Below are 17,686 nucleotides of genomic sequence, written 5' to 3'. Positions count from 1 at the left end.
ATGGATATATATTCAACATAAACGCAAAAGAAAAAGTATATAATCCAGACATGGTATTTTATTTTATAACAGAATATTTTTCAGAAAAAAGACCACCAGAAAAAATAATAGATGACAACATAATGAGCGATTACAAAAAAGTACAAAATCTATTTAGCTTAGGAGAATTGCTTGGAGTAAAAATAGACAAAGACAACAAAAAAGAACTAACAGAAAAAGAAAAACAAGAAGCAAAAGAAAGTCCAAAAAAAATAATAGGTAAATTACTAAATGAAATACTATTAACAGGAAGAACAACATTACCAGAACTCACAACAATGTTCAACCCAGGAAAAAGGATAGAAATAAAAGATATAAAATCATTATTATTCTATCTGGGATTCATGACATTTGAAAAAGAAGGATTAAGGACATATTTAAAAATACCAAATTACTCAATGAAAAAAATATTCTCAGAATACTTCACAGAATACATAGAAGAAAGGCTAACAGAATACATAGACACAGATGAAATAGAAAATGCAATAATAACGATATTAGAAGATGGAAAAATAGAACCATTTGCAAAAGAAATAGAAAACCTATTGAGCAAAATGGACAACAGAATATTCATGGGATTAGATGAAAAATACATAAAAGCAATAATGTATAGTTATCTAATACTAACGCCATATGCAATGGTAAAAATGGAATATCCAGTAGAAAATGGGTATATAGACATAGCAATGTTCAAAAGATACGAAGAAGTACCATATGAAGCGATAATAGAAGTAAAATACATAAAACAAAAAGAATACACAGAAGAAAAATTAAAAAGGAAAATAAAAGAAGCAAAAGAACAAATAGAAAAATACAAGAAATCGTATGAATTAAATACAAAAAATGAAACGATGAAAAAGTATATAATTGTTTTTGTTGGAAAAGAAGCAAAGTATATTGAGGAAGTAAAATGATTTAGGAAAATTAAAAGAGAAAAGACTTTTGTTATAAAAACATAATAATAAAGTGAGGAGTATCCTCACTTTATTATTATCAATATTTTATTAAAAATGACCATGCAAATAAGAGCAAAGGGGTATGTAGCGCCATAGCCTACTGCAACCTCTTCAGAATCATTGGCGTCTATTGCTGCACCAAGCCCTGGAGTACTAGTCATTCCACCGCATATTGCTCCTGATAATATTATCCAATTAATTTTCAATATATATTTTCCAACTATTACTCCTACAATTATAGCAATTGAAGCTATAATAAAGGAAAATAACATTAAATATAGCGTTTCAATATTTAAATTGCTTAAGGTTTTATAGCCAGATCTTAATCCTACAGAAGAAAGAAACATTAATAAACCAAATTCCTGTAAATTTTTCAAAATCATTTTATTCATTTTAAAGTTAAATATCCATATTTTCCCTATTGTTCCTAATATAAGAGAAGATAATAATATTCCTCCTGTCATACCTAATTTAAAAGAAATTACTCCAAGATTAATATTAATATTTCCAAATAATATTCCAATAATTATTACCAGTGAGTAACTTAAAAAATCAAAATTTTTTGCATCTTCTTTTTTTATATTGATTTCTCCAAGTAATTTTTTCTTTTCATCGTTGATATTTATTTTTAATATATAAGGTAATAAATACATAGAAAATATTACAGCTAAAACTCCGGGAATATATCCAAAAGAATATCCGGATATTATATCTTTTTCAAAATTTGGAGCCGTTTCTAATGCTGTTGCCAAACCAGGAGAACTTGTTAATGCACCAGAAAATAGTCCTATAAATGTGTATTTATTATTTGAAGATAAAATAAGTGTTGTTAAGAATCCAGATAAAGTTATAACAAATGCCATAATAATAAATTTAAAGCCATATTTTTTTATTATATGTTTTAAATCTTTAGACGCAATCAATCCAACAGATGATATAAATAAAATTAAAGAGAAAAGGAAAAATTGTTTAAAATCCTTGTTCATGCTGTTTATTATTTCTGGATTATTAGAAAACTGGCTGGTGGTATACCAGCCAATTAATAATCCACTAAACAAGGTTCCAGAACTACCCAATTTAAAGTTTTTTATTCGTATTTTCCCAATGAAAATTCCAGATAATATAGTTAAAAAAAGTAATATATATGTATTCATACATCCTCCTCATACTAATTCCGGTATATTTTTAATTACTTTTACCCCTAATTCTTTTAATTTTTTTTCTTTATATTCAATACTACCTTCATAACCATCTAAAATAGCTCCAGCATGTCCCATTCTCTTTCCTTTTGGTGCTGTTCTGCCTGCAAAAAATACTTTTATATCACCATTATAACCTTTTTTTAATGCATATTCAACACCATTTACTTCCTCATTTCCTCCAATTTCACCAATTACTATAACCTTTTTAATATTTTTATTCATTATATATTCCATTGCCTCAGCTACTGATGTACCTATTATTGGATCACCACCTAAACCTATACCAATTTTAATACCCGTTGAATATTTAGAAAGATAATTTGAAATTTCATACATTAAAGTTCCACTTCTTGATATCACTGCGATATCTCCAGGTTTAAACGCTTTCTCTGGCATTATTCCAATTTTTGAAATTCCAGGTAATATTACACCAGGACAATTAGGCCCTATTATTCTAACATTATTGTCTTTAGCAATATGATATACATCAAGCATATCCTGTTGAGGTATGTGCTCTGTAATAATAATTATTTTCTTTATTCCTGCATTTATTGCTTCAAAAATCGCATTTTTCGCATATGGTGCAGGAACAAATACTACAGAAGTATCTACACGATATTTATTCACTGCATCATACATATTGTTTAAAACTTCCACTCCATGCAATTTTTTTATTATATAATTTTTTGACACTCCACAAACAATATTAGCTCCATAATTTAACATTTTTTCTGTATGTAATCTGCCATATTTTCCTGTTATTCCCTGGACACATATTTTTTCTTTTCCATTAATCATGAATTCTCACCATCCTTACTGCATCTAAAATCATAGAATACATGTCTTCATAATAGCTTAATTCATTTTCTTTCAGTATTTTTTTTGCATTTTCCTCATTTGTTCCAGTTAATCGTATAAACAAATTAATTTCTGGATTTTGTTTTTTAAATTCTACTAAACCATTTGCAATTTCATCACACTTTGTTATACCGCCAAAAATATTTAATATAATTCTTTTTATTCCATTATCCTTTAATAAATTTAAAGCCTGTATTGTAATTTCTTTTTCTGCTCCTCCTCCAAGATCCAGAAAATCTGCTGGTTCTCCACCAGCTAATTTTACAGCATCCATTGTAGCCATAACTATTCCTGCACCACAACCAATTATGCCTATATCTCCATTTAATTTGACAAAATGAAAAGGATATTTTTCTTCTAAAAATTCCTTTACCCATTCTTGTCTAAATATAGCATTATCATCAAGATGCATTACGATATCAAGAGCATATATTTCTCCTTTACTATCTTCAACTAATGGATTTATTTCCAACAACGTTAAATCCTTTTCTCTAAATAATTTTCTTAGATTTGGTATAATTTTTTGTATTTTTTCTGGTAAAAACTCTTCGTAATTTTCAAAATTTAATTTTTTTATGCTATCTTTATTTTCTTCAATATCAATACCGCCATTTTCAGAATATAATATAATAATATCTTTTTTTTCTCTATCTAATACAAGAGAAATATAATATTCTTTTTCAAAAGGTATCATTTCTTCGATGAGAACACCATACGGTTTTTCACCTTTAATTTCCTTTTTTAACAGGACATTTGCTTTAGATATAAATTCATTTTTGTCTTTGGCAAATAATACACCACCAGCCTTCATACGACCTCCAACTAACACCTGTGACTTTAAAACTGCTGGTAAGAACTGAATCCTAATGTCGTTTTCTGATCTTATCAGATATGACGCTGGTACTTTAATCCCATACTCCTTTAGAAAGTTTTTTCCTAAAAACTCCTGAACTTTCATACTGCCACCTCCTATAAAAATAAAAATTCTATCCCAATTGCCCTCGCAAATGGGATTGCTCTGGAATTAAAGGCAGGTCTCCCGACTTCTGGATCTTTCTACTTCCAGCGCCTTCCCGGTTTATACCAGTGGCTTTTGCTGGTTTCGTCCCCAGTTACGGTGGCGGGGCCGTGACGGATTTTCACCGTCTTCCCTATTAAGATTACTCACCTTTAATTCCGGAGGTATTTACTTTTCATTGTTATTGTATCATAGATGTACTACATTTTCAATTGTCAAAAATCCAGTATTTTTCATTATAAATTCGTAAATTCTGATGTGAGAATTAAAAGGCTTTCTTAAACTTTTAAATTCTAAAAATTTTAATACATTATAGACAGCCAAAAATTAAAATAAATAAACTATGTACTATTTGTGGTAAAATGAATACGTATTATTTAACAGGAAGATTTCCTGTGGTGAATGGAAATTATATTAGGCTGATAACAGTTCAAAATAAATTAGAAAATATTACAAAAACCTTCAGTTTTTGAATAATTTTACGATATAATAAAAATAAAAGGTGAAAAAATGAAATATTAAAGAATTAAAGCATTTGCAAAATTAATAGGCAAAACACTACAAACGTTAAAAGTATGAGATTAAAAAGGCATTTTTAAAACGGATCATATTTTTGAAGTTGTGCATAGATATTATTCTGAATATGGATGTATATAAAAGTGCAGGACCTGCAACATGTGCAATTGTTACTTTGGAAAGAAATAATTATGAAAAAATAAAAGAGATCATTGATATACCTGTTAATTTAATTGGTGAATACATATAAATTTTTAATATATTAAAAGCTTAAAGCTATTCATTCGTCATATTTTTTAAAGAAAATTTTGATATAATAAGTAAAAAGTGTTTGGAGGTGTTTTTGTGTATAATCCGGAGCTGATTAGAAATATAAGCATAATTGCTCATATAGATCACGGAAAAACCACTCTTGTTGATAGAATACTGGAACTTACAAAAAGCGTTGAAAAAAGAAAGATGCATGACCAATATCTTGATATGATGGATATTGAACAGGAACGAGGTATAACCATAAAATCTCAACCTGTTAAAATTATGTATGATGCTAAAGATGGCAATACTTATGAAATAAATATAATAGATACTCCCGGTCATGTTGACTTTACATATGAAGTTTCAAGAAGTCTTGCGGCTTGTGAAGGAGCTGTATTGCTTGTTGATGCGTCACAAGGCGTAGAGGCTCAAACTGTTGCTAACACGTATCTCGCAATAGAAAACGATTTAGAAATAATTCCTGCAGTAAATAAAATAGATTTACCAAACGCCAACATTGAGGAAACATTAGCAGAAATTGAGGATTTAATAGGAATTTCAGGAGAAGAAGCGTTAAAAATTTCAGGGAAAACAGGAGAAGGTGTTGAAAACTTATTAGAAGAAATTATAAAAAGAATTCCTGCACCAACAACCAAAGGAACACATAATGATAAATTAAAGGCTTTGATATTTGATGCGAAATATGACAAATATAGAGGGGTTATTATTTATACAAGAATATTCAGTGGAACCGTAAAACCAGGAGATAAAATAATGACAATGTCAAATAAAGAAAAATATGAAGTTGTTGAAGTTGGTATATTTCACCCTGAAATGCAAAAAACAGATTCTCTGTCTGCTGGTGAGGTTGGATATATAATAGCTGGTATTAAAGATGTTGAATTAGCTCGTGTTGGAGATACTGTTACAAGTGCCAGTGACCCTGTAGATGAACCTCTTCCGGGGTATAAAGAAGTAAAGCCCATGGTATATGCAGGAATTTATCCCGGAGTACCGGATTACTATGAAGAATTACGAAAAGCTCTTGAAAAACTCAAATTAAATGATGCAGCTTTAACTTTTGTGCCAGAACATTCACCAGCATTGGGTTTTGGATTCAGATGTGGTTTTTTAGGACTTTTACATATGGATGTTGTAAGGGAAAGAATAGAAAGGGAATTTGAGCTGGCTATAATATTAACAGCACCTAATGTTGTGTATAAAGTTAAAACTAAAAATGGTGAAGAAATGGAAATCCATGACCCAACACAATTTCCGGATCAGGATTTGTTAGAAGAAGTCTATGAACCTTATGTAAAATTAGATATAATAACTCCAACAGAATATATGGGAGGATTAATGGGAGTAGTACAGAATGAAAAAAGAGGAGAATTTATCTCTGTGTCAAATGCTGGTAAAGATAGAGTTGTTATGCACTTCGAAGTTCCGCTTGGTGAGATAATATTTGACTTTTTTGATAGAATGAAAGCTATTAGTCGTGGTTATGCATCTATGGATTACGAATTAATTGGATATAGAAAATCTGATTTAATAAAAGTAACAATCTTAGTAAATAGAGAACCAGTTGAAGCATTATCTTTTATTGTACACAAAAGTAAAATGTATGAAGTTTCTAAAAAAATGGTGGAAAAATTAAAAGATTTAATACCAAAACATCAATTTGAAATACCAATTCAAGCAAAAGGCGATGGAAGGATAATCGCAAGATCAACCATAAAGGCTTACAGAAAAGATGTACTTGCTAAATGTTATGGTGGCGATATTACAAGAAAAATGAAATTGCTTGAAAAACAAAAAGAAGGAAAAAAGAGAATGAGACAAATTGGTAGGGTAACAATACCTCAAAATGCTTTTCTGGCAATATTAAAAATCAATGAAGAAGACAAATAAGCATTAAAAAAGCAACCCATCAGGGTTGCTTTTTTTCAATATTCAAAATCCATTCTTTGAACTTTTATCCCTTCAATTTTTGACAATTTCTCTTCTAAATCTCCCCATAAACTTTCATTCCCTGCTAATTCTAAAAGTATCAAACCTCTGTCGCTGCAATCATCATCAAATGCATCATGTAAGCCTAATCTTGTTTTTATAATACAACCAAACCCAGTGAGAAGCCTTTGAACTTCACCGGCTTCTTTTTTTCGATCGTGAATAAAAATACCAAGTACCCTAATCTTACCCATAAAATCACCCCCTGTTGATGAAATTGAGTTTATTTAAAATAGGTTTTATATTATTGTTCAGATTTTTTAGATCATTTAAATTCTTTATTGGTCTCATCAAAATAATATTTTCTGCTGTTTTTTTCCCTATACCATTAATTGCTGATAACTCTTCAATAGTAGCTGTATTAATATCAAAAGGTAATTTTAAAGCCGTAATTGATCTTGAGCCGTGATCTATTACAACACCATTCAATTTTTGGAAAATATCATATTTCCCTATTACTCCTGTTTTTATAGGATATGTTCCCAGCTGCCTTCCAAATGAAACTTTTCCCTGTATATCTTCTATTATTAAATTTTTTAATATACTGCCCACCGGGAAAACTTTTTTAAGCATTTCATTATTATACTCTTCCATATATTTTTTAAATTTTATAAAATCTTTTTTATGTTGTTTTGGTTTAATATTATATAATAATGTTCCTGGAAATGCCATTACCTGGCGAATATTAATTCTTCTAACTAGCAAATCTTCTTGCATAATTTTTTCCATATATTTTCTATTTATCTCAAAAGTATTTTTCGTTTCACCTATCAATCCAAATAATAGGTTTATACCGGGCAATAATTTTGGGATTCCATTTTCATCTCGTACTTTTCCAATTTCATTTACTATTCTTATAGCTTCTATAGCTTCCTCAGGCATAATATCAATTTTATTTTTTAATATAACCTCTTTATCAAATGATTCTATACCAAAAGAGAGAATATCTCCTGCAGTATTATACTTAACTATAATTTCCAGTATTTTTTTAATGTTGTTTTTATGTTTGATAATATATGCAGGGTTTGCATTGTCAGTATGAATAATATCCGCAATTTTTGACATTTCACTATATAATTCGTCAAATAGATATATATTTGGTTCTCCATTATTTAATAACGAACCATAAGCAAGAAAGTCCGCAGCTCTTCCAAATCTAAAATTCTTAACTCCTATCTTTGAAATAGATATTGCCTCATCCAATAGATTTTTTAAAGATCGTTCCCTATATTTTCCATTTATTAACGGTTCTGTACAGAAAGAACAAAAACCATTGGTTCTTTCGCATCCTCGTGACACATCCATTTCAACTATAATATCTGGATACCTTGGATGTTTTTTTAATATTTCAGCACCAAGAGGCGCTATTTTTGAAATTAAATCATAGTCAGATTTGTCCTTTAAATTGAAGTCATCAGAAATGGGATATTTAAACAGGAATTTTTCAATGTCTCCTTCTACTATATAATCTATATTATCTGATGCTATTTTTACTGCTCTTCTTCCGCCTGTTAATGTGTAGCCTTTTACAATTGGTCCGCCTAATACTCTTAATGGCTCTTTGTTTAAAGAGAATAATCTATTTATTTCACTTAAAGAAATTGGGGTTCCGCCAAGATAATGTCCAGGTACCGTAACACCAGCAATGATTATTAAATATTCGTAATTATTAAATGATTGCCACATTGTGCCTTTTCTAACTTGATCTATGGTATAATAATCAACGTCAATACCATGATAATACAATGCACCAGCAGCATATCTTATATATGGGGAAACATAGGGTGGAACACCTAAAATTGCCGGTTCATCAACATAACCATCAATAATAACAGCTTTCATAGTATTGCTCCTTTAGATAAATATATTTAGCATATTTTTATTATAGCATATTTTATTGGAGGTGTAAATGTGAAAAAATTTTTAGTAGTATTTTTTATGTTTCTAATAGCTTTAATATCTTATGGAGAAATGATTTACAACTTCTCTCAGAAAGCTTATGAAAAGGAGACAAAATATTTTAAATTTGTATTTGAAAAGGATTTATATCTATATTATGATGAATTAAAAAATGTTTCCGATAAATTATATGAAGATTATTCGGGATTTTATGATACAAAACCCGGTAGTATTACAGTTTTTATTTTTGATGATGTTGATTTTGTAAACGCTTTTGCCGTTCCTCAGGTTAATATTATCAGATTATATATAAATCCCCCTCAAGCAAAAATGGGATTGAGCACAAATGTTGAAAATTGGATTCCTTTTGTATTTTCTCATGAGTTAAACCATATATTTTATGGAAATATGACAAATAAATATATATCGTGGATTCCAGATAATATAATAAAAAAAATATTGATATCTTCATGGGAACCCAGCTATTTACATGAAGGTTTATCCATATATATGGAGAGTAAATATTTTAAAGGAAGATTTCAAAATGATTTGTTTAACATGTATTTAAAAGCCGAAGTATTATCCAAGGAATACCCTCGATATAGTCTTGGAAGTGGAGCATCAAAAGATATCTGGAGTCCTGCGGGTTTTAATTATATGTATGGAGCTATTTTCACAAAAGAAATTTCTGAAAAATATGGTGAAGATAAATTAAGAGAAATAATAAAAGATATAAATTCACATTTATTTTTCAGTACAATAAGCACATCGTTTGAAAGAGTTACAGATGAAAAATGGAACGACTTTTTATTATATATAAAAGTAAAATATAAAAACGAATATCTAGAGCTATTAAACAAAGGATATGATAGCAATTATAAAGCTTTAGATGATTCATACCATTATACTTCGAACCTTAAAACAGATGGCAATTACTTATATTATTACAAGCAATCTCCAGGAAAAAGAAGTGGTGTATATAAAGGAAATAAATTAATATTACCTGATATAAGAAATTTTGATATTTCAGATGATGGGAAAATCACATATATCACTCAGATCGAAAACATGAATTTATTATATTTAAAATGCGGCTGCCCTATATCAGATACTTTAATTGATAAAAGAGTTAAAACATTTAAATTTATTGATAATAATCGTATAGTATATACAAAAATAAATAATGGTTTAACCGCAATATTTATATGGGATTTAAGAGATTCAAAAATACGAAAAGTATTAGACTGGGGAAAATATATAGTAAATGACTTTTATTACTCAAATAATAAAATATATTTTTCCGGGAATATAAACAATCAAAATGATATTTATTATATTGATTTAAATAATTATGATTTAATACAAGTTACAAACGACAAATATACAGAAATGAATATATTCATAAAAAACAACAAATTATATTATACCGCAAATTATGAAGACAATATTTTTAATATTTATTCGCTGAATTTAAAAACAAAAAAATTGACGAAATTAACAAACCACATATATGGAGCCTTTTACCCGGTTGTTCTGAATGAAAATTTATATTTTTTATATTATAATGAAGAGGGATATCATTTATCCAGAATTAAAAATTCTGATTTAGCAAAAGAATCTAAAATTTTTATTTATAAACCGAAAAAAAAAGAACTGGATAATTATAATAAAAATTTTGAAATAAATAATGTTAATAAATACAAGGAGGGATTAAAATATGGAATCTTATTTCCATATATTGAAAATGATGACGTAGGGGTTATTTATGCCGCTATTAGCGAAGGTGTTAATTATGGAATAGGTGGAGGAATATTAACAGATTTTAATGAGATCATACCTGTTGTAGGAGTTTATCTTGACTATTATACTCAGAATTTCGCAAAATTCAAATATCAAAATAATAATATATATTCTGAAATAAATATATCAAAAAATTTCGAATTTTATTTGAAAAAGAAGAATTATTTAAATATTAATACTTTTTTCCAACTTGAAAACTCTAAATTTTTATCAAAAGATATTCAAATTAGTTTGACAAAAAACCCATATACAATAAATAATCAGAATTACTATGAGAATAACATATTATTTGGATATAGAGATAATAATTATTATATACAAACATCGACAGCATTTGATATAAAAACTCTAAAAATTGAACCTTATGTATATTATGATACAATAGGCAATATGATTTTAGGGACAAATATATCAAAAAAATTATGGAATCAATATTTTTCAATATTAGACGGGAAATATGGCTTTGATGGAATTAGAGTTTCTGGTGGTTATAGTTATAATTTAAGCAGTAAACAATCTCTATGGAAACTCTCTATAATTATGGACTTTACAGCATTATATTGGTTGAATATACCTGTTCCTATATTTAATAAATAAATACATAAATTTATGTATAAAAAGAGGCTGCTATTAACAGCCTCTTTTTATACAGGATATACACTTTCATCTTCTGAAAATTCTTCATTTTCTTCAACGAGGTCAAAATCAACCTGAATTTCTTTCTCGTATTTTTTCTTTAGATAATTTTTTCCAACTTCGCCAAATAAAATATAGGTTAATAAATCTTCATCATTCTCGGCTAATGCGCATATTTCTTCACGAGCTTTATTAATTTCAGGTTCCAGTAAATCTGCAGGTCGGCAGGTAATAGGTGTTTCGTTACCTAAAGCTTTTTTTAATAAATCTTCATTAACTGGGGCAGGTGGTTTTCCATACATTCCTTTTAAATAATTTTTTACTTCTTTTGTTATGGACTTATATCGTTCTTTATACATAACATTTAAAACAGCCTGAACGCCAACTATCTGACTTGTTGGGGTTACAAGAGGTGGATAACCAAGATCCTTTCTAACTTTTGGCACTTCTTTCAAAACATCATCTAATAAATGTATCATTTTTTGTGATTTTAATTGCGAAACGAGATTTGAGAACATTCCTCCAGGGATTTGCGCTTTTAATATTCTCGAATCTATAGAAACCATTCTCATATCGTTTTCAACATGATTATCTCTAACGTTCCAGAAATGATGAGCTAAATCATATAATAAATCTGAATTCAAAGGTTCTCCAAGAGCAAAATTAAAAGGCTCCACCGCTGGTTGAGAACTCGCATTTGCAAACGGGCTTAAAGCGGTATCAATGAAATCAACACCAGCGTCAATAGCTGCCTGATATGCAATTGATGCCATTCCGGCGGTGTTATGAGAATGCAATTCAATAGGTACATTAAACTTCTTTTTTAATTCTGAAACCAATTGATAGGACATTTTTGGAGTTAAGAGACCTGCCATGTCTTTGATAACAATTGAATCTACGCCTTTGTCTATCAATTCTTTAGCAAAATTCAAATAAAATTCCAGATTATGAACAGGACTTATTGTATAGGAAATAGCTCCCTGAACATGTATCTTTCTTTTTTTTGCAATTTCAATACTTTTTTCCAAATTCCTTATATCATTTAATGCATCGAATACCCTTATTATATCCATTCCGTAATCTGCAACTTTATTTATAAATAATTCCACCACATCATCAGCATAATTTCTATACCCAACAATATTCTGACCCCTTAAAAGCATTTGTATTCGTGTATTTTTTAACTTTTCTCTAATGATTTTCAATCTATTCCATGGATCTTCGTCTAAATATCTGATGCAGGAATCATAAGTAGCTCCACCCCATACTTCCATTGAATGAAATCCGATTTCGTCGAATTTATTTAAAACTGGCTCAAATTCATCTGTTCTCATTCTTGTGGCAATAATAGATTGTTGTCCGTCCCTTAAAGTGGTATCTACAAATTTTGTCATTTTTCCACCTCCAAAATAATTAAAACATTATTATTTTAAAAAACAGTTAAGAGTTGATTTTTAAAATATGTTAATTATGCTAATTAAAAATTCATTCCCATTTCTAATTGTTATTATTTATCACTGTTTTTTATTTTTGTTAATATACACGAAACATTTAAGATGTAAAATTATCTTAGCAAATATATATTAAGATTGCTTAAAAATATCTCGTGTTTGAACTTTTTTAAAAAATTCAAGTCTAAAAGAAGCGGAGTTTGCGGAAAATTATTTTTTTAAAAAGTCTTTAGCAAATATAAGTTACGATTGCTAAAAATAAAATTTAAAAATATATGGAGGTGAATGAAATGATGAATCCAAAAAATTTCACAGAAAAGGCACTGGAAATAATAGAAAACGCCAGAACTCTTGCAAATGGTTATGGCACAAACATAGTAACTCCGGAACATATAACTCTTTCTATACTCGATAGCGATGATGAATATGTAAAAAGAATATTTGAGACTATAAACGTTGAAGCTATTCGGGAGAATATTGAAAATGAATTAGAGGAAAATGTTCAATATTCATATGGGGGAATGAGAGATAACAGAGTATATATTTCCCCAACATTGGAAAGAATATTTGAAATAGCCAAAAGCGAATCAAGAAAAACAAAACACAAATTAATAACAACATTGCATTTATTACTGGCTATTATGCTTGAAGGAACATCTTATTCTGCAAAATTATTTTCAAAATATGGATTAACAACAAATGAAATATATGAAGAACTCAAGAATATAAAAGTCACAAAAGAGGGAACGGAAGAGAATGTAGCTGATGTTTTAGCTCAATTTACAATTGATTTGACAAAAATGGCTGAAGAAAAAAAATTAATGCCTGTAATTGGTAGAGATCTTGAAATTCAAAGAACTATAGAAATATTAAGCAGAAAAACAAAAAACAATCCTGTTTTAGTTGGTGATCCGGGTGTTGGTAAAACAGCCATTGTAGAAGGTTTGGCGCAAAGAATTATAAAAGGAGCTGTTCCTGATGCGTTAATAGAAAAAAGAATATTACAACTTGATATGGGAAGATTATTAGCAGGTGCAAAATTTAGAGGAGAATTTGAAGAAAGATTAAAAAATGTTATAGATGAAGTTAAAAAACAGGGAGATAAAATTATCCTTTTTATAGATGAATTACATACAATAATTGGAGCGGGAAAAGCTGAAGGTAATTCGATGGATGCAGCAAATATGTTAAAACCAGATTTAGCTCGTGGTGAATTACGTGTTATAGGAGCTACAACGCTTGATGAATATAGGCAATATATAGAAAAAGATAAGGCATTAGCCAGAAGGTTTCAACCAGTACAGGTAGATGAGCCAAATGAGGAAGATGCTATTGCAATTTTAAGAGGATTAAAGGAAACTTTTGAAAAACATCATAATGTTGTTATAGATGATAGCGCAGTAGTTGCGGCGGTAAAATTATCTCATAGATATATAACAGATAGATTCTTGCCAGACAAAGCTATAGATTTGATAGATGAAGCATCTGCTAAAGCAAGGCTGGAAAAAAGTTCAAAGTTATCTAACATAAAAAAATTAGAATATGAAATTAAAGAATTAGAAGAAGAAATTAATGAATTAACTGTTAAAGGTGAGTACGAAAAGGCAGCATTAAAAAAGAAGGATTTATTCGAATTAGAAAAACAGATAGAAGAGTTGAAAAAACAATATGAAACTGAAAAAGATAAAGAAGATGAAGAGGTTATTGTTGATGAGGATAGAATAGCAGAAGTTATAGAAAAATGGACAGGTATTCCTGCAAAAAAGATGCTCGAAGAAGAAAGAGAAAAACTTCTAAATCTCGAAAAAGAATTACACAAACGGGTTGTAGGTCAAGAAGAAGCTATTATCAAAGTTTCACAACATGTAAGAAAAGCAAGAGCTGGATTAAAAGACCCAACAAGACCTATAGGCTCTTTCTTATTTCTTGGACCAACAGGTGTTGGTAAAACAGAACTTGCCAAATCTTTAGCAGAAGTATTATTTGATACAGAGGAAGCATTAATTAGAATTGATATGTCTGAATATATGGAAAAACATGCTGTTTCAAGACTAATAGGCTCACCTCCGGGATATGTAGGATATGAACAGGGAGGTCAATTAACAGAAGCAGTAAGAAGAAAACCATATTCTGTAATTCTCATTGATGAAATAGAAAAAGCTCATCCTGATGTTTTCAATATTCTATTACAAGTACTTGATGACGGAAGGCTAACAGATGGAAAAGGTAATACAGTAGATTTTAGAAATACCATTATTATTATGACAAGTAATATTGGTTCAGAAAATATATTAAATAAATTAGAAAATAGAGGGAAGTTAGGATTCGTAAATGAGGAAGAAAGGTTAAACGAAGAAAAGGATATGGAAAAAATTGTCAGAGAAGAATTAAAGAAATATTTTAGACCAGAATTCTTAAACAGATTAGATGAAATAGTTGTATTTAAACCTCTATCTGTTGATGAAGTTAAAGAAATTGTTGGTATAATGATGAGAAGATTGGAAGAAAGACTGAAAGAAAAGGATTTAGAATTAATGATAACAGAAAATGCAAAAGAGTATATTGCCAGAAAAGGTTATGATAGAATATTTGGAGCAAGACCTTTGAGAAGGGTAATCGAAAGGGAAATCGAAATGGAATTAGCGAATATGATTATTGCAGGAAAGATTCCTCCAAAGAGTAAGGTGATAATAGATCTGGACAAAGATAAATTAAATATAAGAGTTGGAAAAGGTGAAATAAAAACCAAAAAAGATTAAGGGATGCGCAAGCATCCCTTAATTTTTTTGTAGCCATTTTTAAGCATAGATAATTGTTTAAAATGATATCAGATTAAATGTTAAAATTATAAACTTCCTATCATATTTAGATATTCTAGGCTGTCTAAAAAGTCTCAAATGAAACGAAGACTCGAAGATTGCCCTTACACGCTTACAGCGGGTAATTGGAAAAATAATTTTTATTATATAATTATAAATTATTATATAATTATAAATCCTTTTCCCTTAGATTTTTTATACCTAAAAAATCTAAGCGTAAATGAAAGCCGTCAAAATTACATGGAAGTAATTTTGAGCGAAACAATACACGATGTATTGTTTGAGCGACGGCTGAGAATGAATAATTTTAAGGATTAGCAATCAAGCTGTCTGAGTGAATTTGACTTTTTAGACAATCTATTTAGATATTCTAATTATATTAATTTTTTAGAAGTGTTTTAGGGATAGCCTAAGTGGGTGTATTAGCGTTCCTTTTTTTATGGTATAATGTTTTTGAAGAAAAAATATAATAAAGACACTAATACTTTATATAAGAATCGGATAAATAATTACAAAGTATGGAGGTGAAATGATGAAATTGAAACGCTTACCAATAGGAGACAGTGATTTTAAAACAGTAATAGAAGATAATGCATACTATATAGATAAAAGCATGTTAATAAAAGAAATAATAACAGGAGGCAGAGTAATACTAATAACCAGACCAAGGAGATTTGGAAAAACATTAAATATGAGCATGTTGGAGTATTTTTTTAAAAATGATGAAGATAATAAACATCTATTTGAAAACTTAAAAATATATGAAGAAAAAGAGATAATAGAAAAGTATTTAAATAAATATCCTGTAATTTATTTAACATTTAAGGATTTAAAAGAAAAAAATTATACAGAGATGATAAGTACATTAAGGAAAAAAATAAGTGATTTATACAGAGAATACGTATATTTAATAGAAAGTGAAAGGCTGAATAAATGGGAAAAAGAAGATATAAAAGAGATATTAGGGAGAAAAGGAGAAAACACATTATATGAAAACAGCATATTGGATCTATCAAAATATCTCTACAAACATCACGGCAAAAAAGCGATATTATTAATAGACGAATACGACACACCAATACAACAATCATATTTAAAAGGGTATTATGAAAAATTCATAACGTTTATAGGTAATATATTAGGTAATGCATTAAAAGACAATAAATATCTTGAAAAAGCGGTATTAACAGGAATAACAAGAGTAGCAAAAGAAAGTATATTCACAGGAGTAAATAATCTTGACATATCAACAGTAGTAAATGAACTATACAATGACAAATTTGGAGTAACAAAAGAAGAATTAGAAGAAATATTAAAATATTATGGAATAGAATATGAAGAAGAAAAAATAATAGAATGGTATAACGGCTTTAACTTTGGAGGAAAAGAAGTATATAATCCATACTCAATAATAAACTATGTAAGATCAAAAGAAATAAGAAATTACTGGATAAACAGCAGTGGAAACACATTAATAAAAGAATTAATAAGAAAAGGAACAGAAGAAATAAAAATAAAAATAGGAGAGTTAATAGAAGGAAAAACAATAGAAAGCACAATAAATGAAAACTTAGTATATGGAGACTTAAATGAAAATCTTGAAGAAAGTGTATGGACATTATTTCTATTCACCGGATATCTAACATGGAAAGACAAAAAAGGAGAAGGAAATAGTGCGATATACAGATTGAAAATACCAAACAAAGAAGCAAAAGAATTCTATGAAATGACAGTAGTGAATATACTAAAAGAAAGCAGTATAGAATACAACAAAATAATAAGATTACTAATAAATGGAGAAAAAATAGAATTCACAAAAGAGTTTAAAGAAATAGTAGAAAATACACTGAGTTATTTTGACGTAACAGAAAAAGAACCAGAAAGATTCTATCATGGATTAATATTAGGAATGAGTGTAGGATTAGAAAAGGATTATATAATAAAAAGTAACAGAGAGGCGGGATATGGAAGAGCAGATTTAATATTAATCCCTAAAAACAAAACAAAACCAGGAATAATATTTGAATTCAAAAAATACAGCAGAGATTTTGATAAAAATCTAAAAGACAGCGCAGAAAGAGGAATAAAACAGATAGAAGAAAAAGGATATGAAAAAGAAATAAAAAGTTACGGAATAGAAAAAGTAATAAAAGTTGCTATTGCCTTTGATAAAAAAGATGTTGAAATAATTGTAAAATAAAAAATGAAAAGCTTATAGTAAATTTTT

Annotated in this window: 12 protein-coding genes and 1 riboswitch; of the genes, 6 read left to right on the top strand and 6 right to left on the bottom strand. The window is 28.6% G+C overall.

The genetic code is table 11. The features are described from left to right. Positions 1-953: PD-(D/E)XK nuclease domain-containing protein (locus tag XO12_RS05540; protein ID WP_175419832.1), on the top strand; the 953-nt coding region annotated here is incomplete at its 5' end. Positions 954-1,018: 65 nt separating this feature from the next. Here the strand turns inward: XO12_RS05540 and XO12_RS05535 are convergent. Genes XO12_RS05535 through XO12_RS05525 form a run of 3 tightly spaced genes read right to left on the bottom strand, consistent with a single transcriptional unit; the run spans position 1,019 to position 4,013 of the window. Continuing rightward, the gene (locus XO12_RS05535) at positions 1,019-2,149 is read right to left on the bottom strand and encodes a hypothetical protein (RefSeq protein WP_175419831.1); all 1,131 of its coding nucleotides are present in this window, start codon (positions 2,147-2,149) and stop codon (positions 1,019-1,021) included. 9 nt (positions 2,150-2,158) lie between these two features. Continuing rightward, the gene (locus XO12_RS05530; protein ID WP_175419830.1) at positions 2,159-2,995 is read right to left on the bottom strand and encodes a CoA-binding protein; all 837 of its coding nucleotides are present in this window, start codon (positions 2,993-2,995) and stop codon (positions 2,159-2,161) included. Then, a complete protein-coding gene (locus XO12_RS05525) occupies positions 2,988-4,013 on the bottom strand; it encodes an ATP-grasp domain-containing protein (RefSeq protein WP_175419829.1) in 1,026 nt (341 codons plus the stop codon). Before XO12_RS05525 ends, XO12_RS05530 begins: the two co-directional genes overlap by 8 nt. Before the next feature lie 53 nt (positions 4,014-4,066). After that, positions 4,067-4,242: riboswitch (cobalamin riboswitch) on the bottom strand. Positions 4,243-4,716: 474 nt separating this feature from the next. Here XO12_RS05525 and XO12_RS11485 point away from each other — a divergent pair. Together XO12_RS11485 and lepA are read left to right on the top strand one after the other, a co-directional pair. Next, the gene (locus XO12_RS11485) at positions 4,717-4,839 is read left to right on the top strand and encodes a hypothetical protein (RefSeq protein WP_303048792.1); all 123 of its coding nucleotides are present in this window, start codon (positions 4,717-4,719) and stop codon (positions 4,837-4,839) included. A gap of 95 nt (positions 4,840-4,934) precedes the next feature. Continuing rightward, positions 4,935-6,755 (top strand): translation elongation factor 4, encoded by a 1,821-nt coding sequence (gene lepA, locus XO12_RS05520; protein ID WP_047266317.1) that lies wholly within the window; start codon positions 4,935-4,937, stop codon positions 6,753-6,755. 35 nt (positions 6,756-6,790) lie between these two features. Here lepA and XO12_RS05515 read toward each other — a convergent pair whose 3' ends face one another. Beyond that, entirely contained in the window at positions 6,791-7,048 is a 258-nt protein-coding gene (locus XO12_RS05515) for a hypothetical protein (protein ID WP_047266318.1), read from the bottom strand. A 4-nt stretch (positions 7,049-7,052) separates the two neighbouring features. Continuing rightward, positions 7,053-8,696 (bottom strand): radical SAM protein, encoded by a 1,644-nt coding sequence (locus XO12_RS05510; protein ID WP_047266319.1) that lies wholly within the window; start codon positions 8,694-8,696, stop codon positions 7,053-7,055. 69 nt (positions 8,697-8,765) lie between these two features. On the opposite strand from XO12_RS05510, the gene XO12_RS05505 reads away from it, so the two are divergent. Then, the gene (locus XO12_RS05505) at positions 8,766-11,150 is read left to right on the top strand and encodes a hypothetical protein (RefSeq protein WP_175419828.1); all 2,385 of its coding nucleotides are present in this window, start codon (positions 8,766-8,768) and stop codon (positions 11,148-11,150) included. A 47-nt stretch (positions 11,151-11,197) separates the two neighbouring features. On the opposite strand, the gene XO12_RS05500 is transcribed toward XO12_RS05505, so the two are convergent. Beyond that, positions 11,198-12,583: a pyruvate carboxylase subunit B gene (locus XO12_RS05500; RefSeq protein WP_175419827.1), complete on the bottom strand. Its 1,386-nt coding sequence runs from the start codon at positions 12,581-12,583 to the stop codon at positions 11,198-11,200. Between the two features lie 347 nt (positions 12,584-12,930). Between XO12_RS05500 and XO12_RS05495 the strand changes: the two genes are divergently transcribed. Beyond that, positions 12,931-15,399: an ATP-dependent Clp protease ATP-binding subunit gene (locus XO12_RS05495; protein WP_047266322.1), complete on the top strand. Its 2,469-nt coding sequence runs from the start codon at positions 12,931-12,933 to the stop codon at positions 15,397-15,399. A gap of 592 nt (positions 15,400-15,991) precedes the next feature. Continuing rightward, positions 15,992-17,659: an AAA family ATPase gene (locus tag XO12_RS05490; RefSeq protein WP_254867685.1), complete on the top strand. Its 1,668-nt coding sequence runs from the start codon at positions 15,992-15,994 to the stop codon at positions 17,657-17,659. The last annotated feature ends 27 nt before the right edge of the window (positions 17,660-17,686 follow it).

Origin of the sequence: Marinitoga sp. 1154 (genome assembly GCF_013363285.1) — a bacterium.
In the GTDB taxonomy this organism is placed as follows: domain Bacteria; phylum Thermotogota; class Thermotogae; order Petrotogales; family Petrotogaceae; genus Marinitoga.
This window is presented reverse-complemented; position numbering and strand designations above follow the sequence as displayed.

What these genes read in the sequence shown, in the direction of transcription:
- XO12_RS05515 (WP_047266318.1), bottom strand. Translation starts at nt 7,048, where the DNA reads ATGGGTAAGATTAGGGTACTTGGTATTTTTATTCACGATCGAAAAAAA.
- XO12_RS05530 (WP_175419830.1), bottom strand. Translation starts at nt 2,995, where the DNA reads ATGATTAATGGAAAAGAAAAAATATGTGTCCAGGGAATAACAGGAAAA.
- XO12_RS05490 (WP_254867685.1), top strand. Translation starts at nt 15,992, where the DNA reads ATGAAATTGAAACGCTTACCAATAGGAGACAGTGATTTTAAAACAGTA.
- XO12_RS11485 (WP_303048792.1), top strand. Translation starts at nt 4,717, where the DNA reads ATGGATGTATATAAAAGTGCAGGACCTGCAACATGTGCAATTGTTACT.
- XO12_RS05535 (WP_175419831.1), bottom strand. Translation starts at nt 2,149, where the DNA reads ATGAATACATATATATTACTTTTTTTAACTATATTATCTGGAATTTTC.
- XO12_RS05525 (WP_175419829.1), bottom strand. Translation starts at nt 4,013, where the DNA reads ATGAAAGTTCAGGAGTTTTTAGGAAAAAACTTTCTAAAGGAGTATGGG.
- XO12_RS05495 (WP_047266322.1), top strand. Translation starts at nt 12,931, where the DNA reads ATGATGAATCCAAAAAATTTCACAGAAAAGGCACTGGAAATAATAGAA.
- XO12_RS05510 (WP_047266319.1), bottom strand. Translation starts at nt 8,696, where the DNA reads ATGAAAGCTGTTATTATTGATGGTTATGTTGATGAACCGGCAATTTTA.
- XO12_RS05500 (WP_175419827.1), bottom strand. Translation starts at nt 12,583, where the DNA reads ATGACAAAATTTGTAGATACCACTTTAAGGGACGGACAACAATCTATT.